Here is a 20,419-nt window from a genome sequence, read left to right on the forward strand (position 1 = left end):
CGACCTGCGGGAACCCCACCGCGCCGGTAGCCTCGGGGCGGGGGCGGGCCGAGCGACGAGGAGTAATGCCATGAGTCGTCCAGTTCGTATCGGAGTTCAGCTACAACCGCAGCACGCGCCGGAGTACCGGCTCATCCGTGACGCGGTGTTGCGGTGCGAGGACGCGGGCGTCGACATCGTGTTCAATTGGGACCACTTCTACCCGCTCACCGGCGATCCCGACGGCGCGCACTTCGAGTGCTGGACGATGCTGGGCGCGTTCGCCGAGCAGACCGAACGGGTGGAGATCGGCGCGCTGGTCACCGGCGGCGGCTACCGCAATCCGGATCTGCTGGCCGATATGGCGCGCACCGTCGACCACATCAGCGGCGGGCGGCTCATCCTCGGCATCGGCGCGGGCTGGTTCGAGAAGGACTACGACGAGTACGGCTACGAATTCGGCACCCCGGGCAGCAGGCTCGAGTTGCTGAAGGAGACGCTCGCCCGGATCAGCGCCCGGCTGCCGAAGCTCAATCCGCGCCCGACTCGCGACCTGCCGATCCTGATCGGCGGCGGTGGCGAGAAGAAGACCTTGCGGCTGGTCGCGCAGTACGCCGACATGTGGCACACCTTCGCCGACCTGGACGTGCTCGCGCACAAGAACAAGGTGCTCGCCGAGCACTGCGCCGCCGTCGGCACCGACCAGGCGCGCATCGAGCGCTCGGTGCAGTGGCCGGGACTGGAGAAGGCGCCCGCTTTCGTCGAGGCGGGAGTCACCACCTTCACCATCGGGGCCAGCGGACCGGATTACGACCTGAGCGAGGTCGCGAAGGCCGTGCGGTGGCGTGACGAGGTCAACCCGGAACCGGTGAGCGGGCTGGCCTGATCCGGATTGCCCGGCGACTGTTGCGCGAGGGCGGTGTGGAGTTCGAATCACCGTGATCGCAACTCTGGACCGCCGCAGCGGCATGGATTCCGGCAATTCCGGCCCTGGGGTAGCCGTGGGTTAGCAGAATTCCGCCGCTAGGGTTGTCCGTCATGGCTGTTCTGCCCGCTGTTCGGTCTCGTGCGTTGATCGCCGTGATATTGCTTGCCGTCGGTCTCAGCGCGACGGCGTGCGGTTCCGGCTCCGACGACGCGAGCACCGAGCGCAACCTCTGCGCACCGCCCGGCCCGGCCGCCGCCTCCGCCGCGCCGACCAACCTGGCCTCGTCGGCCGCCGCGGGCAGCGACCGCTACACCACCGCGACCACCGCGCCGCTGACCTCGATCGACGTCTCGAAGCTCGGCTTGATCACGCCCGGCAAGCTCAGCGTCGGCACGCTCTCGGACGCGCCGCCGAGCATCTGCGTCGACCGGCAGGGCACGTTCACCGGCTTCGACAACGAGCTGCTGAAGGCGATCGGCGCGAAGCTCGGCCTCCAGGTGGAGTTCTCCGGCACCGAGTTCGCCGGGCTGCTCGCCCAGGTGTCCGGCGGTCGCTTCGACGTGGGCTCGTCCAACATCACCACCACCGACGCGCGCCGCCAGCTGGTCGGCTTCACCAACGGCTACGACTTCGGCTACTTCTCCCTGGTGGTGCCGAGCGGCAGCGGCATCAAGGGGTTCGCCGACCTGAACCGGAGCACACGGATCGCGGTGGTGCAGGGCACCGTGCAGGACGAGTTCGTCGTGAACCAGCTGCATCTGGACCCGGTGAAGTTCCCCGACTACAACACCGCCTACGCCAACTTGAAGTCCGGCCAGGTGGACGCCTGGGTGGCCCCGTCCGCCCAAGCGGAAGGCGCGATCAAGCCGGGCGACGGAACATCGGTGTCGCAGAACACCTTCAGCCTGGACAACTTCGTCGGCTACGCGGTCGCCAAGAACAACCAGCCGCTGATCGACGCGCTCAACAGCGGCCTGGACGCGGTGATCGCGGACGGCACCTACGCCAAGCTCTACACCGACTGGGTGCCACGGGAGCTGCCGCCGGGCTGGAAGCCGGGCTCGCGGGCCGCGCCCGCGCCGCAGCTGCCGGACTTCGCGGCGCTCGCGGCGGGCAAGAAAAAGGACGAGACGGAGCAGAACGCGCCGAAATCCACGGTGCAGCAGTTGCGGGAGACGTTCTTCGACTGGTCGCTGTACCGCAAGGCATTTCCCGATCTGTTGAAGACCGGCCTGCCCAATACCTTGATCCTCGCGGTGGTCTCGGGTGCGCTCGGCACCGTGATCGGCATGCTGCTCGCGGTCGCCGGTATTTCGCGGACTCGCTGGTTGCGCTGGCCCGCGCGGGTTTACACCGACATCTTCCGCGGTTTGCCCGCCGTGGTGATCATCCTGCTGATCGGTCTCGGCGTCGGGCCGGTGGTGCGCAACCTCACCGGCAACAACCCGTACTGGCTCGGTGCGGTCGCGCTGGCGTTGCTCGCCTCGGCCTACATCGGCGAGATCTTCCGCTCCGGCATCCAATCGGTCGAGGCCGGGCAGTTGGAGGCGGCGCGCGCCATCGGTTTCGGTTACCGCCAGGCGATGACGCTGGTGGTGATCCCGCAGGGCGTGCGCCGGGTGCTCCCGGCTCTGATGAACCAGTTCATCGCCCTCATCAAGGATTCCTCGCTGATCTACTTCCTCGGCCTGCTCGCCACCCAGCGCGAGCTGTTCGCCGTCGGCCGCGATCTCAACGCGCAGACCGGCAATCTCTCGCCGCTGGTCGCCGCCGGTCTGGCCTATCTGCTGCTCACCATCCCGCTCACCCACCTGGTGAACTACATCGACCGCCGGATGCGGACCGGCCGACCCGACCGGCCGATCGACCAGGTGGAGGCGGCCACGATCACGGAAGGGCGCGGATAGATGAGTGCCTCCCTCACCGGTACCGGACTGCATCTGACGCTCGGACACAACCACGTGCTGCGCGGGATCGACATCCACGTCGACGCGGGCAAGACCGTCACCGTCATCGGGCCGTCCGGGTCGGGCAAGTCGACCCTGCTGCGGGTGCTGAACCGGTTGTACGAGCCCGATCAGGGCGACGTGCTGCTGGACGGCAAGTCCGTGCTCACCGAGAATCCGGACCGGCTGCGGCAGCGTATCGGCATGGTGTTCCAGCATTTCAATCTGTTCCCGCACAAGACCGTCGCGGAGAACGTCGCGCTGGGCCCGCGCAAGCTGCGCGGCCTGTCCAAGGATCGAGCACGGGCGCTGGCCGTCGAGCAATTGGAGATCGTCGGTCTGGCCGACAAGGCCGATTCCCGTCCCGGGAACCTGTCCGGCGGGCAGCAGCAGCGCGTGGCCATCGCACGGGCGCTGGCGATGCAGCCGGAACTCATGTTCTTCGACGAGGCCACCTCGGCGCTGGATCCCGAGCTGGTGAAGGGCGTGCTCGGTTTGATGACCGACCTCGCCTCCGGCGGCATGTCGATGGTCGTGGTCACCCACGAGATGGGCTTCGCCCGCACGGTGTCCGACAGCGTGGTGTTCATGGATCAGGGGCAGGTCGTGGAGACCGGCACGCCCGACGCTTTGTTCGACGACGCGCGGACTCCGCGTTTGCAGAGGTTCCTCGCCCAGGTGCTCTGAGTCGGTAGCACATTCGGGGCAACTTTCATTGATGCGCATCTGCTAATGTATTTGTCATCACGATTCCAGCTATCCGCGCGAGGAAAGAGGGAAATTCGATGACCACAGCACACGCCCAGCACACCGGCCACGACCATGTGCACGGCCCGGACTGCGGGCACACGGCGTTCCAGCACGGCGATCACATCGACTACGCCCACGATGGTCATCTGCATCGCGAACACGCGGGTCACTACGACGAATGCGAGCGGTCCGAGCACTGCGAATGCCGCGATCACCCGCACCGGCACGGTCCGAACTGCGGCCACGAGGCCGTCCAGCACGGCGACCACGTCGACTACCTGCACGACGGCCATCGTCACGCCGCCCACGACGGTCACTTCGACGAGCACTGATTCGCGTCGGTCTCCGGTTCTAGAGTCGGGCGGGTGATCGAAGAACTCGAGATTCGTACCGGGGCGGGAACCTTCGACGTACTGGCCGCCGGCGCTCCCGGCGGACGGGAAGTGCTGTTGCTGCACGAGTTCCCCCAATGCGCACGGGAGTGGGAGTTCCAGCTCCGCGTCCTCGGCGGCGGCGGGTGCCGCGTCGTCGCGCCCGACCAGCGCGGGTACTCGCCGGGAGTGCGGCCGGAGCGAGCCGCCGACTATCGGCTCGAGGAACTGGTCGGCGACGTGGTCGCGATAGCCGACGCGCTGGGGTGGGAGCGCTTCGACCTGATCGGCCACGGCTGCGGCGCGCGGGTCGGATGGGCAGTGGCGGCGGAGCTGCCGGAGCGCGTCCGCACGTTCAGCGCGGTGTCGCATCCGCATCCTTCCGCGCTCCAGCAGGCGATAGCCGAGGACGAGGATCAAGCGTTGCGGTCCCACCATGTGATCGCCCTTCGGCAGCCGCGCACCGCGGAGCGGGCTCTGCTCGCCGACGACGCCGCCGCGCTGCGCCGGATCTTCGAGTGGAAGATCCCGGAGGAACGCGTCGAGGATTACGTGGGCCGGTTGTCGCGGCCCGGCGCGCTCACCGCCGCGTTGAACTGGTATCGCGCCATGGACCTCGCCGGTCCGACCGGCCCGGTGTGCGTTCCCACCTTGTACGTATGGGGCACCGAGGACGCGACCTTCGGCTCCACCGCGGCGCTGGCGACCGGAAAGTACGTCTCCGGCCCGTACCGATTCGAGATGCTCGAGGACGTCTCGCACTGGGTTCCGGAAGAGGCGCCCGAGGCGCTGACCCGCCTGCTGATCCAGCACCTGCTCGCCCATCGCGGGTGAATGCCTCGGCGGCGCTGTTCATCCCGCCGTTCCCCGCACACGGTGTGCGGACGGAGGGAAAGCTGAGTCTCGTCCACCGACAAGCAAGGGAGGTGAACCGTGGACGTCAAGGAAGTCAATCGGCGAACCATCGCCCAGTTCCGAGCGGGCGGCGAGATCGAGGGCATGCAACGCGACCGTCTGATCTTGCTGACCACGATCGGCCGCAGAACCGGCGCCCCGTACACCACCCCGCTGATGTTCCACCACGACGGCGACCGCCTGCTCGTCGTCGCTTCCAACATCGGTGCGCCGAAACATCCCGACTGGTACGTGAACCTGCGGGAGAACCCGCGCGTCACCGTAGAAGTGGGCGAGGAGAGCTATCCGGCGCTGGCCGCCCCGTTGACCGGCGACGACCGTGCCCGCACCTGGGCGATGCTGAAGAACGCCTATCCGTTCTTCGCCGAACACGAGATGCAGACGTCCCGGGTCATCCCGGTGGTCGCCCTCACGCGGGCGTGAGGAGCACCGGACTAGCGGCGGGCGCGCGTGTCGGCCGCGTCGACTCGCCGGTCGGCGACCAGGTCGAGCAGGGCGGTCAGATTGTCGGGGTCGGTGGGGTCAACGGCCCCTTCCGGTAGAGCCAGTTCCGTGAGCCGTTGGCCCCGGTGGAAGGCGGCGGGGCGCAGCGGCGGCGCGTCGTCGGGTTGCCCGAGGATGGTGGCGAGGTTTCCGTCGTTGTCGTAGACGGCGTAGTAGCGCATTGGTGGGCTCCTCAGAGGCCGGTCGAGGCGGTCATCCAACTGGTGTTGCTGGTTCTCCTGGTCGCGAATCGTGATGGGTGACGGCGTTCGAGCTTATCCACACGTTCGAAGCTGAGTGTCGGTTTGCGCACTAGTTGCGTTACCCATTCTCGCGCGTTTCCCGCGGCATCGCTGCACGTAGACCGGTATATGTAGACCGCGCGGGATGGTTTGCCCGAGTTAGGCACACACGGTGGCGAAGGCCGCCCAGAGCACCGGGGAATGCTCGATCCGGCCGGTGTCGCGCCACGCGGTGAGACGGTCGCGCTGCCATTCGGCGATGGCGGTCACGGGGTCGGGTCGCTCGTGCGCCTCGTCGATGGCGCAGATCGTCTCCTGGAGCGGGTGGACCTGCGCCGGTGCGCCCGCGACGCGCTGAAAGGCGAAATCCGTGGGCAGCGGCCACCGGCTGGCGGTGACCAGTTCCGCGCCGCCGGTGATCATCGCGGCGGTCAAGCCGAGCGCTTCGCTGAACCGCAGGTCGCCGCCGCTCTCACAGGCGATCAGCGCGACCCGGCTCGGCATCGGCCACAGTCGTTGTCCGGCCACAGGTTCCGATTCGATGGTATGCGTTCCGAGCAGGAGGTCTTTGGCCGAGAGCGGCCGGTGGGTGCGGGACGGTTCCGCGAAGCCGACGGCATCGGCGGTGCAGGCGAGATGCAGTTCGGCGTCCTCACTGCGGCCCGATCCGGGCGCGGCGGCGGTGACGTGTCCGACGTAGAGCAAGCGGCTCGCGCCCGCGCGCAGGACGGAGCCGAGCCAGTCGCGATCGACATCCGTGCGCCGGAAGGTCTCGACCGGGTTCGCTACCGCGGGGCGCAAGCGGTCGTTCGCGGTGTACATCGCCATTCGTTGTGCGAGCGGGGCTTCAGCGGTCATCCGGCCCAGCACCGAGCCGAGCGTCGAATCGGCGCGGAAGCCGGGAACGCGCGGATCCAGCACCGCGACGACCGGCCGCGCGGCGGTCTCGGTCCAAGTGCGGGCGATCCGTCCGGGCGCTTGCGCGACGCCGGCAGGCGCGAGCAGGCTGACGTCGGCGATGTCGATCAGCCGGACGTCGCGATCCGGCGCGACGAGTTCCCACGGCACCTGGGCGACACGCGGTGACGGTTGCAGCCGGATATGCGGGCGCACGCCGCGCTGCCACAGCTCGTAGAGCTGCGCGGCCAGGCCATAAGGCAAAAGTGCTCGCGAAAGCGCCTGTGCGACGGCATATTCCCGTTCGTAGTCGGCGAACGCGCCGGTGGTGAGCGCCTGCTCGAGACCGCCGGGCTCGGCGGGACGCGGCAGCGCGTCGGCGAGCAGTCCGACCGCCCGCATCGCCGCGTCCTCCGGGAGCACTCCCGCGCCGCGAGGCGCGCTGTCGTCGACCCATCGCCACGACACGTAGATGTCTCCCGCGTCCGCCATGCGGACCAGCACCGTCGGTCGCGTCATACCGTCAGCACCCGATCGTCGCGGATCACCCGGCCGTAGCGCTGTTCGGCGGCGGCGATGAACGGCGCGAGCGCGATTCGGCCTTCCGCGGCAAGTGCCAGGCGCGGTGGCGGAGCGACCGGCAGACCCGCTCCGGCCGCGACCTCTGCCAAGGCGGCGCCCAGTTGCAGGGCGGCGTTGCCGGGATGATCGGTGAAGTCCTCCGGCGGGTCGAGCAGATCGAGCGGAAGCCGTGTGCGAGTCGCCCGTTCGGTGCGATCGAGCGCCAAAGCTGTCCCAGCGCACTGTGTTTCGACCAAATCGGTGACGAGGACACCGTTGCCGGAAAGGTAGGCGAAGCGGAACGCAAGCCGCATCGCGGGGTCGGCGATCTGCCGGTTCCACTGCTCGCGCTGCGTACCGTTCGGCAAGGTGTGGCGCACGGCGTCGATGGCCAGGGCGGCGGGAACGGCGATCCCCACAGCGCGCCAGAGCAACTCCGCGGGCGGCGACTCGGACGCGTCGATCGCGCCTTCCAGGAGCGTCGCGTGCCAGAAATCGAGCTGGGCGCAGTGCAGGCCTAGGCCACGCTCGGCATAGACCGCGAACGCGGCGGCGAGCAATTCCTCGCACTCTGCGACCCGCCCGGACTTGAACGCCACGGTGGCGGAACGAATGCGCAGGTCGGCGGCATCCAGTACGGCGCTGGACGTGACGAAATACGAGAGGCTCCGCCCGTAGAGATCCTGGGCGTCCGCCAGATCGCCGCGGCCCTCGGCGAGAAATCCCATGGTCTTGAGTCCGACCCCGGCCCGATACCCCAGCCCGGCCTGCTCGAAATAGGCCTGACTGGATCGCAGCGGCGCCTCGGCCTCGTCGTACCGCTCGAGGCGGACGAGCATGGTGGCGAGATTCTGTTCGGTCTCGGCGACCGCGTTGCGGTCGCCCGCGGACTCGAACGCGGCGAGCGCTTGCCGCGTGAAATCGACGGCCAGGTCGCGGCGTCCGGTCTCGAAGTAGGTGGCGGCGAGATTCATCAGCGGGTGACCCGCCAGTTGCGGCGCGAAACGCTGTGCCGCGTCGAGTGATTCGGTGGCGATCTCGGCGGCGTAGGCCCAGTTCTGCCGGTGCAGTGCGACGGCGGTCAGGGAGAGCAGGCAGGCCACGCGCAGCACGCCGAGATCGGTGTCGGTGTTGTCGGCGAGCAAGGCGCGTGCTTGCTCCAGCGCCGCTTGCGCCGCGTCGAGATCGCCCAGATGCTGGAGCGCTTGCGACATGTTGACCAGGGCATTCGGGCGCAATCGCGGTGCGTGTTCGGGCATCTCGGCCAACGCCGAGCGGTAGAGGGCGAGCGAGGCGGCGTGGTCGCCGAGTTCGTCGGCCATGCTCGCGGCGTTGATGATCGCGCCGAGCCGGATATCGCCGGTTGTTCGTTCAGCGGCGTCCTCGAACAGGCGTTTCGCCTCGGCGGGGTCGCCGCGGGTGTATGCGGCGGCGCCAGCGGCGAGCAGTTCCCGGCCGTCGTCCGGAGTCGCCTCGGTCATATCAGAAGTCCGAATCCGATGCGGCAGCGGCGATTTCCGCCAGCAGGAGCGAGTCGGCGGAGTTGCCGGATGCTTCGTCCGCGCGGTGCAGCCGCGTCGTGACCAGGTCGCGAATCCGCGCTCGGCGCGTCGCCGCGTCCGGCTCCTGTTCGTCCACGCCGACGCCCGGGACGTAGATGTGCACGGTCACGCCCGCTTCCGCTCCGGCCGGAGCCGTGCTCTCGGCCCGCCAGAGCTCGCCGTCGCGGATCAGCGGCACGTCGGCGGCGTCCGCCGGAGTGCGAATTCCGGCCCTGGGATGCAGGTGTGCCGGTAGGTCCGTTGGCGAAAGTGGGGCGGCGACCGCGCTCACCCGCACTATCGTGGTCCCCGCCGCGCGCACCACTTCCCAGGACACTGCGCGCTCCGAGGCGTCGAGCAGGCCCGGCGGGCAGCGATGCCAGTCCCAGCCCGCGCTGCCCCTGGCCAGGACGAGAGCGCCGGGCGCGACGATGGTGGCCGGTCCGGCGGCGAGCGCGTAATCCTCCGCGCGGCCGAGTGCCCGCGCGGCCGTGCGTTCTTCGGGAGTCGCGTCGGCGCCGTCGACGATCAGATCGCATTCCTCGCTCAGCGTGGCTATCTCGTCTTCCAGCAGGTCTTCGTCCAGCGGGGCGATGCCGTCCAGAGTCGACGCGGGCCACCAGCGTGCCGCCCAGCGGGCGTAGCCGAGCCGCCAGGCATGCGCGGCGAGGTCGGGCAGTGCGGGCTCGGCCGTGTATTCCCCTTCACTGCCGCTCGTTTCGTCGAGAGCGATGGCCACCTCTGGGCCGTACACCGCCCAGATCCACTCCTGTGCGAGGTCGATGTCGTCGAGCACCGCCGCCGGGGTCGTCTGCCCGCTGAGCAGGCTCCACGTCAGATGCCCGCCCGCCACCTCGAGCACGAGCACGTCCACCCCGGCCGCGCCGTCCACGACGGTCGGAGCGTCGTCCGGCGCGATGATCCACAGGCCGTCGCGGCGGCGGATGCGTACGGTCGTCATCAGCTCGCCTTCGTTTCCGCCGCGTCCGGCTCACCCACGCTCGCCCGCACGCTCAGCGCCCGCTTGACCCGCGTGCGATGGTCCAGGATCACCGAACGCGCCACACCGTCGAGCAGATCCCACAGCTCGTCCGGATCGTAAACGGCGAACTCTCGGACATCTCTGCCGTGCAAGCGGACCCACAAGCGCCGCAGGTACGGCTGCCACGGCGTGATCAGCTCGGCGGCGATGGCGGCCAGCGGACCGGTGGGCCGCTCGGCGGACACCACCAGCCGCCGCGCCTGCAACACGTATGCTTCCCGCTGCCAGCGGCTGTTCACCACCTGATGCGCCGTGGATTGCGTTGTTTCCGTCGCTGTTTCGGCTAGACGTAGCCGCGGTCGGCCCGTCGACTGTTCACGACGGTGCTCGATGGGCGCCAAACCGGTCGCCAGCGCGGTCCCCGCCGTCGCTGTTACGCGCAGCGACTCGTCCAGCAGCGCCCACGGTGCACAACTCCGCGCGATCTCGGCGTCGACCAGCTCGGGGATCGGCGGCAGCTCCGCGCGCTCGGTGGATGCCTGGAGCACGGTGAACACCCGCTCGTACACGGTGCGATCGAACGGGAGCCCGAGGGTCGATTTCGAGGCCGAAGAACCGATCGCGGGGCGAGGCGGCACCGGATGCGTGGTCAACCCGAGTTCCTGAGCGGACGCGTCCTGCCACAGCCGGATCCCCGCGTGCGTACCCGCATGGGCGGCGATCAGCCGGTCCAGGGTCTCCTGTCCGTCGGCGTCCTCACCGAGTCGTGCGGCCGCACAGGCTTCCAGCAGCTCGTCCACCTCCGCGTCGTGGTCACCGCCCGGCGGGCCGGTGAGCGGACGCCGCCGCCAGGCCAGCTCGAGCAGACCGGCCAGCTCCCGTTCCCGCTCGCGGTCGGTGAGGTATTCCTTCAGCGCTTGCGTGGTGCGTCCGGCGGTGTACTCGTGGATCTCGCGCAGTGCGTCCTCCGCGACTCCGCGCGCCCGCGCCGGATCCGGCATACCCGAGGTGGTCGCCAGCTCGAAACAGCGCTGGAAATACAGATCCTGCGGGTGCCCCTCGGTGATCCGCAGCGTCCGCCGCACCTGCTTGAGCACCGTGAACCAGGCCGCCGTCGCACGCAGTACATCGGCCGCCGCCTGAATGCGCGCCTCCAACAACACCGCGCCATCCGCCGTCAGGATCGGCCCCGCGCACAACGGATGCTGCACGGGCCGGATCACCAACGGGTCGAGCACGAGCTTCACCGTCCGGCGCAGCGGACCCCCGTGCGGGCCGCTGAGCGGTTCGACACCCTCGAGCCTGCGCCACACCTCATCGAGCACCATGGCGCGCGGTCGTCGCATGCGTGCAGTGTATTGCCGCGACTCTCGTCCCGGCGGGTTCGCGGCAACCTCACGACGGATTCCTCGGCGTCGGTCGTACACGAACCGGCGCCGCAAGCAGTCGCGCTGCTACCTGTGCGGAGCGCTTATCTCTTCAAGGGCTCCGAGGTAAGCCGTCACCACCAGGACGGACGTTTCGTATCGGACACCGAATTGTCCACACTCACTGTCGGTTTCAGATCTGCCAGTCGTAACATCCAGCCGCTGACGGCCGAAGAGAACCCTGAACAGGAGGAGATTCTATGAAGAAAGTGTTGACTACCGCTGTACGCGTCGCGGCGGCCGGTGTTTCGGGTTTGGCATTCGTCGCAATTGTCGGTTCCGGGACCGCCCAAGCGGCGCCGCAGGATTGCGTCGTCGAGCGAGACCTTTTCGGTGCGTCGACGACTTGCCAACCCGACGGAGGAAGCAACTACGTCTTGCACGTCGACTGCTTCGGCCTCTACGCCAGCGGGCCGTTCCCGCAGTATGGTGTCGGCTCCTATCAAGCGCTCAGCTACCCCTTCACGCCGAGCGGCCAGCGCGTCACCACGGGATGCACGGGAATGGGTCCCGGTGTGGTGGCGGTGGCGACCAACGCTTACGTCGAGATTTATCGCGGTTAGGTTCTGTCTCGAAGTGGTGTGACTTCGAACTGGGTGTGGCTTACCACACACCATTGAATCCGGGGCCTAAGGTCTGACTCGGTCCGCCCATCGGGGGCAGCTGAGTGGAGGGATTCGAAGAATGAAGTTCGAGAAGATCACCGCTGCCGTTTTCCTGGCCGTCTCGGCCGTGGGTGTCACCGCGGCGACCGCCCATGCGGAACCGGCCATAACGGAGCAGCCGACTGCGGGGTACACGACTTCCGGTGTGGATCACGGAATCCCCTACGAGATCACTGTTTCGCCAGTCGACGGCGTCGTTACCACTACCGTCGAGAACGGCAGGTTCGAGATCGCACAGAACGGTGCGGTGGTGCTCGAGTCCGGCGACGGAGCGGCAGTGACCGAAGTGCCGCAACAGTACGACGTCGACGGGCATTCGATCGCGATCGCGCAGCACATCGGCGCGGACGGCCGCACCCTGACCTCGACACCGACCGCAGAAGATACCGCGCAGCTGAAGGACATCAGCTCCTACGACCGGCTCAAGGAGCAGATCAACAAGAACCTGCCCGGCGTCGTCGCCGGTGCCATCGTGGGCGGTCTCCTCGGGGCGTGCGTGATCCTGGTCTGGGGAGTCAGCATCCCCATCGGTGCGCTGATCGGTGGAACCATCGGCGGATACGCCATGGGCGGCCCGGAGTTCCTCGATGCCGTACAGGGGTTTGTCGCCAACCAGGGCAGGTGAGAGAGCGGCCGACTCGACACAGCCGGTCGCCCGCGGACCCGGCCGCACGGTACGAGCCCTCCCGCTGTGCACGACGGAAGGGCTCATAGCAACCTGCGTGCGGCAGGCTATCCGGCTGGCTCGGCCCGGTCACCGGCGATGTAGGTACCGCGGACGTAGTCGATGTCGTCGGCGTCGGGGAAATCGGCATCGTGGTACCCGGTTGTGCCGCTGCGGCGGGCCGACAAGAGCCGCCGCGATGACCAACACGGCGAACAGCCCCCGAGATGCGGGAAGATAAGGGCGTGGATCAGGAGATTTCGAGAGCCGGCGCCGAGCTGCTGGCGGCCGACATCGAGTCGGCTCTCGGCTTCGAGGTACACATCGACGAAAGGATCCCCGAGCATCGGCGCCGGATGTCTTTTGCACCGGCCTGGTGGATCGAGTTCAGCGTTCCGGCACTGAACGTCTTCGTCGGCACCAGCCCCGGCGAGTTCACGCCCAGCGGTGTGGCATGCGAGCTCGCCTGGCATATCCACGACGACGTCCTGTCCCGCAGCGGGAAGATCTGGCCCGCCGACCCTGCGGGTGGGGACCAGCCGTTGCTGCCCACCCTTGACGGATGGTGCGGACAGGGCGGCTCGACACCGTTCGGGCAGGCCGAGGCAGCGAAGGATCCCGATCCGGACCTTGACGGTGTGGTCCGGTGGTGGCTGCCCCGCCATTCCGACGGGCTCATTGCCAGCCACTCCGGCGACGTGTGGTTCTGCCTGTGGGAGTACAAAGGCGACGAACAACTCATTACCTCGGGCATGCCGGTGACATGGTCCATCGGCGAAGGCGGACACGGAAAGTATCGCAAGGCAAGCGAAGTCCGGCCAGCTCAGCCGTAGTTTCTTCTTGTAGACAGATCTTCCTCGACAAGCTTTCCGGCAAGCTCGCCTCCGTCCGGAACTCGACAAGGCGCTGCTGGTGGCCAACCGGGAAGGCGATCAACCAGCGGTGCACGACGGAAGAGCGCATAGCAACCTGCGTGGGGCAGACTATCCGCCGATCACCTCGACGATGATCTCAACGGGTGTGTCGGTCTGCGTAGAGTCTGAGCATCCCTGTGCCGTCAGCGTGTGCGCGCCAGCGGATTGCGGTGTCCATCGGATCGTGGCGACGCCGTTGGCATCCGGGTAGCGCGTGATCGGCACCCCGCCCAAGTCGGTGAGGTCGTAGATGATCGCCCCGTTTCGCCGCTCGGGATCGCTGACAGCAGCTTGCCCCAGTCCCGACCCTCCACGCGGACAGCCACGAGAACCACCGCCTCCACACTCGCCGTGGCGGCAGGAGGTGTGGAAAGTCTAGGTGACGCCCGTGTTGTGCCGCTGACACCAAATCTAGTGACACTAGATTGTCAAGCAATGCTACAGTCGGTCTATGGGGATCCAGACGCGACGAGAGCGTGAGCGCGCCGAGCGGCACCGGCTGATCATCGACACCGCTCGGGAGTTGGCCGAGTCGCAGGGCTGGGACGCGGTGACTGTGCGCAGGTTGGCGGAACGGATCGAATACAGCCAGCCTGTGCTGTATTCGCATTTCGCGGGCAAGGATGAGATCGTCACGGCGGTCGCCGAGGAGGGTATCGCGGAGATGGCCGCGTGGAGCCGCGCGGCGTTGGAGTCCGCGGGCGGTGAGCCGCGCGCGGCGTTGGCGGCGGTGGCGCGGTCCTACCTCGAGTTCGCGACCGCGCGGCCCGCGCTCTACGACGCGATGTTCCTGATGAAGGTGAACCTCGCGTTCGGCGAGAATGCCTCGCAGCCGCTGCGGGACGCGTTCGCCGTCATGTTCGCCGCTTTCTCACCGTTCGCGGGCGAGCACGATCCGGAGACTTTCACCGAGGTCGGTTGGAGCGCCCTGCACGGCCTGGCGACCCTGGACCGCGGCGGACGTCTGCGACCGGCTCAGCGGGACGCCCGTGTGGCGGTGTTGATCGACCAGTGGACCCGGTAGACCTCTGCCGTGGTGAGCGCACCGATCTGGGTCGTCATTTCTGCCCTGGCTCGGGCGCTCCCAGAACTCTTGTCTGCCAGAGACTCTTACATCCCTGATTTCGTCGCGTAGTTCCGTACGCGGTTTGTGACCGATTCGCGGTTTCGGCGAGCCGCGGTTTCCTGTTTCCGGTGCGCCGAATCCAGGTCGGGCCGGAAACGGCCATTTTTCGCCCCATCGCATCGCGCGGTACGCGGCAGAGGGGTGCGTCTGTACGGGTGGCCTCGGTGTGCGGCCGTGATGCCGCCGCTCGAGCTGCGGCGGCGTCACCGGGCAGCTGGTCGGATCGCCCGCGTCGAGGTGGGGTTGTCGGGTGCCGTCGATCGCCGAGCCCGAAGCGGTCGGGCTGCCCGCAACTCGGTCGACGAGGGCCGGGACCGGCGCGGTCGGGCTGCCCGCAACCCGGTCGACGAGTGCCGGAGGGTAATGAGCCCCAGTCCCACCGGCGGATCCGGCGGACCGAAGACCTGTCAGCGTCAGGTGACCGGCTTGCTGGGCGACGGTGTCCGCTCGGTCGGAACACGCATGTGCGGCTTGCTGATCCGAGCGAGATCCTGCGGTAGCGATCGGAAATCTAGCAAAGCTAGACAAGATAGCGAGCGAATGTTACCTTTGCTCCAGTTCCTAACGACGCTAGAATTTGGAAAGCGAGCCGAGAATGCTCATCGTCACCGGCCAGATCATCGCCGCCGCCGCCGTTGTCTCGAACGCCATCGTCTATGGCACCGATGTCTCCGTGGCCATGATCACCCGATCGGTCTACCGCAAGCTCGACGACGCGACCGTGACCATGAGTGCGGGATGGGGTCACTACTACGGCGACAGACGCATGCCGGTCGTCGGCGTGGTCGGTGTGGTCAGCGCGGTACTCACGCTGCTGATCGCGTTGTGGGCCGGGCAGATCGGCGCCGCTGTCGCGGCGGGGATCACGGTGGCGGCACTGCTCACCTGGCTGGCCTTCTACGTCCGCATCGCCAAGCCGATCAATTCCCAGCAGACCGCCGCCGCGCGAAGCGGCATCATCCCGGCCAATGCCCGTGCCCTGCAGGACAAGTGGGACAGCATTCTGAAATACCGGGTCACCCTGCAGTTCGTCGCCATCGCCGGACTGTGCGCAGCGCTGATCCTGTTCTGACCTCAGAGCACGCGGCAGGCAACAGCTTGCGCTTCCCGCGCCCGACAACTCACAGCTGATCGCCGGGCACACATCTGATATCGAATCCACCAAGGAGTAACCGACATGACCTTCACCATCAACGAACAGCAATTCCTCGCCGAGGCCGGGATCGGTCGGCTGGCCACGGTGTCGCCCGACGGCGTCGTGCAGAACAACCCGACCAGCTATCGGGTGAACGCCGACGGCACGATCGACATCGGGGGCATGCGGATGCGCGCCAGTCGAAAGTACCGCAATGTCGAGGCAGGCAGCCGGGTCTCGTTCGTCATCGACCAACAGGTTTCCTTGGAGCCATACGTGATTCGCGGCATCGAGGTACGCGGCACCGCCGAGGCGCTCGATGACGAGGAGCCACCGTTCCCTCCCCAGGAACGCGCGATCATCCGAATTCACCCCGAACAAATCATCTCCTGGGGCATCGACGGCGGACCCTTCGACTTCACCAGTCGCCGCGCCGAGTAGCCAGGCATCGTGGGCTTCCCACGAGGAAGGCCGTCACCGACCGTCCGCCTCAATCGACCGACCTCCGGCACGGCCGGAACCGACAGATCGCGCTCACACTCCGCATCGCGCTCACGCCCGCGGCCGGTAAGGCCCTCGAAGAGAATTCGGTGGAAGACGACATGCCGAGCCAACCAGAAGTCGGCCCAGTCGCGGACGTACTGAACAGGAAGCTCGCACGGTCACTCCGGGCAACATGCACGCCGGAGAGCTCATCGAAGAGTCAGCAGGGCCGTGGATCATCGGTCGAGGCGCAGTTCCAGCAGGCAACGCTGTTCGGTCAGGTCGGCCACCGTGTCGAGGGTCAGGCCGTGGGCCGTGGCGAGCGTGCGGAATTCCTCGATGCGGCGTTCGCGTCCGCCGAAGATCACGAGCATGGCCAGGTCGAACTCGGTGCCCGCGTGGCGGTCTCCGACCGGTTCGATGATCATGATCCGGCCGTCGGGGCGGACTGCTTCGGCGCAGCGGGCCAGGATGCGGTGCGCGTGGTCGTCGTCCCAGTCGTGCGAATCAAAACTCTGGCCCGGAAATAGCTTCCTTGTGTCCGAGAAAAGTGTGGGGGTTCAGCGGTTCGCGATGACTAGCTGACACGGTGAACTAGGGTGGGTGGAGCCGGACGAGGATCGAGTTGAAGCGGGGGATCTTGTGTTCGACGTCAATCCGGAGAGCCTACGGACGGCGGCGCAAGCATTGGCTGTGTTGCCGGCACAGATGGATGAAGTTGCGTCCTTGGGCGCCGATCAGGTCGACGGGAAGTTGGATGGATCCGCAGTCGGACATAGCCTAGGGCAGACGACATCGTTGGGATCTCGAGCGCGAGAGACGTTGAAAGCCAGATTTATTCGATTCTCAGAGCTTCTCGAACATGCGGCGAGTACCTACCGCGACGACGATATGGCAGCCGCCGCCCAACTGGCTGCGGTGACCGATCTGATCCCGACTGATTCCCACGATGGCAACTAAAGCGACACCTACACCGGGGGAGGTCCTGAGCTGGGACGTTTCGGCGCTGGCTGGCATCGCGGACAGGTCCAACCAGATCGCGGACATGGTCCTGAAGACCTCCAACTCGATGCACACCGTGATCCACGACCTCGCATGGCGGGGACAAGCCCGCCACGCGGCCGAGGACAAGGCCGACCGTGAGCAGACCCAGATGCGTACGATCGCCACGGCGTTCTACGACCTCGGTACTGCCTGCGCAGGCGCTGCCCGCGACATGCAGTACCCGCTGTCGGAGATCAAGACCATTTTCGAGCACTACGTCGTCGCTCCGGTCACCGTTGCCGACGACTGGAGCATTACCGGGATCACTGACTGGAGTTCGGAAGCGGGCACGCAGCTGTCACGACTGAACGGCCTGGTGTCGGCTCTGACGACAGCGGACGCCCAATGGGGCGCGAAGATTGCCGATGCCAACGAGAAACTTCAGCTACTCGAGTCGACAGACATCCTGTTTCAGGCCGCCAATGACGGGCTGGTACAACCACCGGGCGGGTGGAGCAAAGATCCGGGCATGAGGATGGCTCAGGAGATCGCCTACGGTCACGCTTGGACGAAGCACCGCGAGGACTTCAAGGGAATGACGCAGGACGAGCTCGCAGAGAAGGTCTATCAAATCATCCAGGGCCCACAAATGGAGCGTCTGGGCAAGGACAAAGTCGGCAATCCTGTGATGATGAGCTACGACGGGTTCATCGTCATCGTCGATCCCAGCACTACTGACCACGGCACCGTGTACCGGCCGAAGGACCCATTAGGTGAGTTCATCCGCCTCACCAACCAGGCCACGGATCCGTCACTCGCCCCTGACAGGCTCCCCGGCGGAACCGGAGGGACGCCTCCTGGAAAACCTGGCGGTGACCGGTAGTTAGCGACCACAACTCGAGGAGAAATACTGTTGGAATTCGATATGTCGAGCCTGACCCACGCGGAACGCGATTTCGTGGACGGGGCTCTTGCCAGTTGGGTGGGAGTCTCGGCGAACGCGCCGATCCCAGTGCGCGCACTGGGGTTCGCCGATCGTGATCGGTTTGATGACGAAACCGCCAGGCTCCGGCGTGCTGTCCGCGACGGAACCATGTTGACCGAGGTCGAGACGGCCAGAGTGCTGTTTCTGAGCGAACTGGCTTTCGGCAGCGACTTATTCGGTGCGGGTGTCGAATTCCAAATCGTCAACGGAATACGCGACGCCGAAGCGATCACGATCCTGCGTTCCTTGCAGCGGAAGCTCTACACCCGTGCTGGCGCCAAAGCGTTGTTCGAGCCCGAACTCTACGCACCCGGATAACTGAGCCTCATGGCCCCTCGTGCAGTCTCTCGGTCGGCGATCGGCGTAAGCCTGTGTCGTCTACGCGAGACGCACATCCGTCGTGGCCAGGCCGAAGATCTCGCGTCCTGGGACTTCGCGACGATGACGACGACAGCGGTCCTGGTCTCGGGGCCGAGCGACTCGACGCGCCCGGTGAACTCGACGCTCCCGACAGCGGCGGCTTCGACGACTGTGTAATTCGACAGCCGGACCCCGTACCCGGTGGGGCGCCCGGCTGACACCTGCACTATCCATTCATCCGCAGTCGGAGTCTCGGCCCTACCGCCGCATGGGCTGACGAAGGACAAGGCCACCATGCCCCCAGCTCGAGCGCGATGTCTCTGCCCTGCGGCTTGACCCTCACGCAGCGTGAGGCCGGAAGGTGGGGTGCATGAGTGATTACTACAACGCGTTCGAGATCAGTCCCGTGCCCGATCCCGGCCCGGACGCGGTCCCGCCGGAGCCGTTTCGTGGCATTTATGGAATGCCCGCGTTCGTGACTATCCCCACGAGCGATTTGGCGGCGTCGGTGGATTTCTGGATTCGTGGGCTCGGGTTCTTCGAGCTGTTCAGCATTCCCGGCAGAGTTGTGCATCTGCGCCGGTGGGCCTTTCAGGACGTACTCCTCGTCCCGGCGGGGAGCGTTCCGGAGCAGGCGCCGGCGGTGAGCTTCAGTTTCGCGTGCGTGCTCAGCCAGGTCGATTCCCTTGTTGAGAACTGTCGTGCGTTGCGCCCGAACTCGGTCGACGGTCCACGGGATACCCCGTGGAACACCCGTGACGTGAAGGTGATCACCCCCGAGAACGCGCGGATCGTTTTCACCGCGGCGAAGCCCTTCGATCCGGCCAGCCAGGAGGCGCGGAATCTCGAGGCCGTCGGGATCACCCCACCGGGTGTCGGTCGCGGCGACAATGTTGAGCATGCCTGATGCCACTGACGCCGATGGCCTGACTGTCGGTCAGGTCTCGACGCGTCTGGGCGTGACGGTCCGCGCGCTGCACCACTGGGATGAGATCGGTCTGGCGCGCCCGTCGCTGCGCACCGTCGCCGGATATCGGCTCTACGCCGCAGGTGATCTGGAACGCCTGCACCGCATCGTCGTCTACCGTGAGCTCGGTCTCGGCCTGGACAGGATCCGGGCCATCTTGGACGATTCGGCCGCAGACGTGCCCGGCGCATTGCGCGCGCAGCGCATCCAGATCGCCGAACGGATCGACCGGCTCCAGCAACTCGGCGCCGGACTGGATCGGATGATCGACGCCCACGAGCGCGGCCTGCTGCTGACCGTGGAGCAGCAGGCCGCGATCTTCGGCCCCCAGTGGCAGCCGGACTGGCCCGCCCAAGCCCGTCAGCGCTACGGAGACACGACGCAATGGCAGCAGTACGCCGAACGCGCAGCCTCTCGCGGTCCGGAGGAATGGCAGGCCATCGCCGACGCCATGGCCGATCTCGACCGTGCCCTCGGGGATGCGATGGAAGCCGGGGTCACACCGGGGAGCCCAGAAGCGAATCAGCTCGTCGAGCGGCACCGCGAAGTCTTCGCTTCGTACTTTCCACTCACCAGGCAGATGCAGGTCTGTCTCGGCCGCAGGTACGAGGCTGACCCGGGATTCGCCGCCCACTACGACGGCATCCGCGCAGGCCTTGCCACGTGGTTCCGTCGAATCATCGACGCCAGCGCGCGCGCCCACGACATCGACCCGGACACCGCGAACTGGGAGTAGAGCGGGGGCGGAGTCATCCGAAACGGATGAACGATCGCACGGGTTGTCACTTCACTTTCGCAGTTTTGGGCAAACGAGTGTTCGACGCGTACGGCGATGTTCTCGGCTACCGACTACGGGCGCGCGGCCAACCCCGCCGGACAGCGTGTAAAGAGTCTTTACAGTCCCGCACTCCAGCGCTGACCACCCCGCCACGACCAGGAGAACCCGATCTGTAAGCGGCTACTTAAGACTGGTGGTAGGGCTCGATCCCGGCCAGGATCAGTCCCAGGTACCCGGTGGGAGGCTCTCTAAGCGGCTGACCACCAGCGTCGTCGGTGTGGCTCGCTAATGGCTTGCGTCCCATCGAGTTACCGTGCGGGCGTGGCTGGAAAGGGG

Annotated in this window: 22 protein-coding genes and 1 pseudogene; 17 read left to right on the forward strand and 6 right to left on the reverse strand. The window is 67.0% G+C overall.

The features are described from left to right. The first annotated feature begins 70 nt into the window (after positions 1–70). From ACWESM_RS11070 to ACWESM_RS11095, 6 genes are all read left to right on the forward strand, one after another. Positions 71–865: an LLM class F420-dependent oxidoreductase gene (locus ACWESM_RS11070; protein ID WP_355071212.1), complete on the forward strand. Its 795-nt coding sequence runs from the start codon at positions 71–73 to the stop codon at positions 863–865. A 152-nt stretch (positions 866–1,017) separates the two neighbouring features. Further along, positions 1,018–2,814: an ABC transporter substrate-binding protein/permease gene (locus ACWESM_RS11075; RefSeq protein WP_355071214.1), complete on the forward strand. Its 1,797-nt coding sequence runs from the start codon at positions 1,018–1,020 to the stop codon at positions 2,812–2,814. Next, positions 2,815–3,540: an amino acid ABC transporter ATP-binding protein gene (locus ACWESM_RS11080; RefSeq protein WP_355071216.1), complete on the forward strand. Its 726-nt coding sequence runs from the start codon at positions 2,815–2,817 to the stop codon at positions 3,538–3,540. A gap of 98 nt (positions 3,541–3,638) precedes the next feature. Next, positions 3,639–3,935 (forward strand): hypothetical protein, encoded by a 297-nt coding sequence (locus ACWESM_RS11085; protein WP_355071217.1) that lies wholly within the window; start codon positions 3,639–3,641, stop codon positions 3,933–3,935. A 33-nt stretch (positions 3,936–3,968) separates the two neighbouring features. Continuing rightward, positions 3,969–4,808, forward strand: a complete 840-nt coding sequence (locus tag ACWESM_RS11090) for an alpha/beta fold hydrolase (protein ID WP_364424806.1) — start codon at positions 3,969–3,971, stop codon at positions 4,806–4,808. A 99-nt stretch (positions 4,809–4,907) separates the two neighbouring features. Then, positions 4,908–5,312 carry a nitroreductase family deazaflavin-dependent oxidoreductase gene (locus tag ACWESM_RS11095; protein ID WP_356963070.1) on the forward strand — a complete coding sequence of 135 codons (405 nt, stop codon included), beginning with the start codon at positions 4,908–4,910 and terminating at the stop codon, positions 5,310–5,312. An 11-nt stretch (positions 5,313–5,323) separates the two neighbouring features. Here the strand turns inward: ACWESM_RS11095 and ACWESM_RS11100 are convergent, their stop codons facing one another. From ACWESM_RS11100 to ACWESM_RS11120, 5 genes are all read right to left on the reverse strand, one after another. Further along, positions 5,324–5,554, reverse strand: a complete 231-nt coding sequence (locus tag ACWESM_RS11100; protein ID WP_355071223.1) for a hypothetical protein — start codon at positions 5,552–5,554, stop codon at positions 5,324–5,326. A gap of 219 nt (positions 5,555–5,773) precedes the next feature. Beyond that, positions 5,774–7,030: a CHAT domain-containing protein gene (locus ACWESM_RS11105; RefSeq protein ID WP_452491538.1), complete on the reverse strand. Its 1,257-nt coding sequence runs from the start codon at positions 7,028–7,030 to the stop codon at positions 5,774–5,776. Beyond that, positions 7,027–8,553, reverse strand: coding sequence for a tetratricopeptide repeat protein (locus ACWESM_RS11110; protein ID WP_364424804.1), 1,527 nt, complete (start codon positions 8,551–8,553; stop codon positions 7,027–7,029). Before ACWESM_RS11110 ends, ACWESM_RS11105 begins: the two co-directional genes overlap by 4 nt. A 1-nt stretch (position 8,554) precedes the next feature. After that, positions 8,555–9,574: a hypothetical protein gene (locus ACWESM_RS11115; RefSeq protein ID WP_364424803.1), complete on the reverse strand. Its 1,020-nt coding sequence runs from the start codon at positions 9,572–9,574 to the stop codon at positions 8,555–8,557. Continuing rightward, positions 9,574–10,923: a hypothetical protein gene (locus ACWESM_RS11120; protein ID WP_364424875.1), complete on the reverse strand. Its 1,350-nt coding sequence runs from the start codon at positions 10,921–10,923 to the stop codon at positions 9,574–9,576. Before ACWESM_RS11120 ends, ACWESM_RS11115 begins: the two co-directional genes overlap by 1 nt. A gap of 299 nt (positions 10,924–11,222) precedes the next feature. Between ACWESM_RS11120 and ACWESM_RS11125 the strand changes: the two genes are divergently transcribed. The 6 genes from ACWESM_RS11125 (at position 11,223) to ACWESM_RS11150 (ending at position 15,967) form a co-directional block, all read left to right on the forward strand. Next, entirely contained in the window at positions 11,223–11,585 is a 363-nt protein-coding gene (locus tag ACWESM_RS11125; protein ID WP_355071230.1) for a hypothetical protein, read from the forward strand. Between the two features lie 121 nt (positions 11,586–11,706). Then, positions 11,707–12,312, forward strand: a complete 606-nt coding sequence (locus ACWESM_RS11130) for a hypothetical protein (RefSeq protein WP_452491540.1) — start codon at positions 11,707–11,709, stop codon at positions 12,310–12,312. A 284-nt stretch (positions 12,313–12,596) separates the two neighbouring features. Continuing rightward, complete coding sequence (locus tag ACWESM_RS11135) at positions 12,597–13,184, forward strand: hypothetical protein (RefSeq protein ID WP_452491542.1); 588 nt, start codon at positions 12,597–12,599, stop codon at positions 13,182–13,184. Between the two features lie 532 nt (positions 13,185–13,716). After that, positions 13,717–14,289, forward strand: a complete 573-nt coding sequence (locus ACWESM_RS11140) for a TetR/AcrR family transcriptional regulator (protein WP_355071236.1) — start codon at positions 13,717–13,719, stop codon at positions 14,287–14,289. A 697-nt stretch (positions 14,290–14,986) separates the two neighbouring features. Next, positions 14,987–15,463, forward strand: a complete 477-nt coding sequence (locus ACWESM_RS11145) for a DUF1772 domain-containing protein (RefSeq protein WP_355071238.1) — start codon at positions 14,987–14,989, stop codon at positions 15,461–15,463. A 105-nt stretch (positions 15,464–15,568) separates the two neighbouring features. After that, positions 15,569–15,967, forward strand: a complete 399-nt coding sequence (locus tag ACWESM_RS11150) for a PPOX class F420-dependent oxidoreductase (RefSeq protein ID WP_364424801.1) — start codon at positions 15,569–15,571, stop codon at positions 15,965–15,967. A gap of 278 nt (positions 15,968–16,245) precedes the next feature. Here ACWESM_RS11150 and ACWESM_RS11155 read toward each other — a convergent pair. After that, positions 16,246–16,500: pseudogene (locus ACWESM_RS11155) on the reverse strand (methyltransferase); the annotation flags it as partial. A 112-nt stretch (positions 16,501–16,612) separates the two neighbouring features. Between ACWESM_RS11155 and ACWESM_RS11160 the strand changes: the two are divergent. From ACWESM_RS11160 to ACWESM_RS11180, 5 genes are all read left to right on the forward strand, one after another. After that, a complete protein-coding gene (locus tag ACWESM_RS11160; RefSeq protein ID WP_397276159.1) occupies positions 16,613–16,969 on the forward strand; it encodes a hypothetical protein in 357 nt (118 codons plus the stop codon). Next, positions 16,959–17,876 (forward strand): hypothetical protein, encoded by a 918-nt coding sequence (locus ACWESM_RS11165; RefSeq protein WP_452491545.1) that lies wholly within the window; start codon positions 16,959–16,961, stop codon positions 17,874–17,876. The genes ACWESM_RS11160 and ACWESM_RS11165 overlap by 11 nt, the downstream gene beginning before the upstream one ends. A 30-nt stretch (positions 17,877–17,906) precedes the next feature. Then, positions 17,907–18,296 carry a hypothetical protein gene (locus tag ACWESM_RS11170; protein ID WP_452491546.1) on the forward strand — a complete coding sequence of 130 codons (390 nt, stop codon included), beginning with the start codon at positions 17,907–17,909 and terminating at the stop codon, positions 18,294–18,296. 505 nt (positions 18,297–18,801) lie between these two features. Continuing rightward, a complete protein-coding gene (locus ACWESM_RS11175) occupies positions 18,802–19,245 on the forward strand; it encodes a VOC family protein (protein ID WP_452491548.1) in 444 nt (147 codons plus the stop codon). Beyond that, positions 19,238–20,041: a MerR family transcriptional regulator gene (locus ACWESM_RS11180; RefSeq protein ID WP_452491550.1), complete on the forward strand. Its 804-nt coding sequence runs from the start codon at positions 19,238–19,240 to the stop codon at positions 20,039–20,041. The genes ACWESM_RS11175 and ACWESM_RS11180 overlap by 8 nt, the downstream gene beginning before the upstream one ends. Positions 20,042–20,419 lie beyond the last annotated feature (378 nt).

Source organism: Nocardia sp. NPDC003999 (genome assembly GCF_053604885.1).

Bases quoted from the DNA above. Each gene is read 5' to 3' on its own strand.
- ACWESM_RS11080 (WP_355071216.1), top strand. From the start codon at position 2,815: ATGAGTGCCTCCCTCACCGGTACCGGACTGCATCTGACGCTCGGACAC.
- ACWESM_RS11125 (WP_355071230.1), top strand. From the start codon at position 11,223: ATGAAGAAAGTGTTGACTACCGCTGTACGCGTCGCGGCGGCCGGTGTT.
- ACWESM_RS11105 (WP_452491538.1), bottom strand. From the start codon at position 7,030: ATGACGCGACCGACGGTGCTGGTCCGCATGGCGGACGCGGGAGACATC.
- ACWESM_RS11110 (WP_364424804.1), bottom strand. From the start codon at position 8,553: ATGACCGAGGCGACTCCGGACGACGGCCGGGAACTGCTCGCCGCTGGC.
- ACWESM_RS11100 (WP_355071223.1), bottom strand. From the start codon at position 5,554: ATGCGCTACTACGCCGTCTACGACAACGACGGAAACCTCGCCACCATC.
- ACWESM_RS11140 (WP_355071236.1), top strand. From the start codon at position 13,717: ATGGGGATCCAGACGCGACGAGAGCGTGAGCGCGCCGAGCGGCACCGG.
- ACWESM_RS11085 (WP_355071217.1), top strand. From the start codon at position 3,639: ATGACCACAGCACACGCCCAGCACACCGGCCACGACCATGTGCACGGC.
- ACWESM_RS11130 (WP_452491540.1), top strand. From the start codon at position 11,707: ATGAAGTTCGAGAAGATCACCGCTGCCGTTTTCCTGGCCGTCTCGGCC.
- ACWESM_RS11165 (WP_452491545.1), top strand. From the start codon at position 16,959: ATGGCAACTAAAGCGACACCTACACCGGGGGAGGTCCTGAGCTGGGAC.
- ACWESM_RS11075 (WP_355071214.1), top strand. From the start codon at position 1,018: ATGGCTGTTCTGCCCGCTGTTCGGTCTCGTGCGTTGATCGCCGTGATA.
- ACWESM_RS11150 (WP_364424801.1), top strand. From the start codon at position 15,569: ATGACCTTCACCATCAACGAACAGCAATTCCTCGCCGAGGCCGGGATC.
- ACWESM_RS11120 (WP_364424875.1), bottom strand. From the start codon at position 10,923: ATGGTGCTCGATGAGGTGTGGCGCAGGCTCGAGGGTGTCGAACCGCTC.
- ACWESM_RS11115 (WP_364424803.1), bottom strand. From the start codon at position 9,574: ATGACGACCGTACGCATCCGCCGCCGCGACGGCCTGTGGATCATCGCG.
- ACWESM_RS11175 (WP_452491548.1), top strand. From the start codon at position 18,802: ATGCCCGCGTTCGTGACTATCCCCACGAGCGATTTGGCGGCGTCGGTG.
- ACWESM_RS11180 (WP_452491550.1), top strand. From the start codon at position 19,238: ATGCCTGATGCCACTGACGCCGATGGCCTGACTGTCGGTCAGGTCTCG.
- ACWESM_RS11070 (WP_355071212.1), top strand. From the start codon at position 71: ATGAGTCGTCCAGTTCGTATCGGAGTTCAGCTACAACCGCAGCACGCG.
- ACWESM_RS11145 (WP_355071238.1), top strand. From the start codon at position 14,987: ATGCTCATCGTCACCGGCCAGATCATCGCCGCCGCCGCCGTTGTCTCG.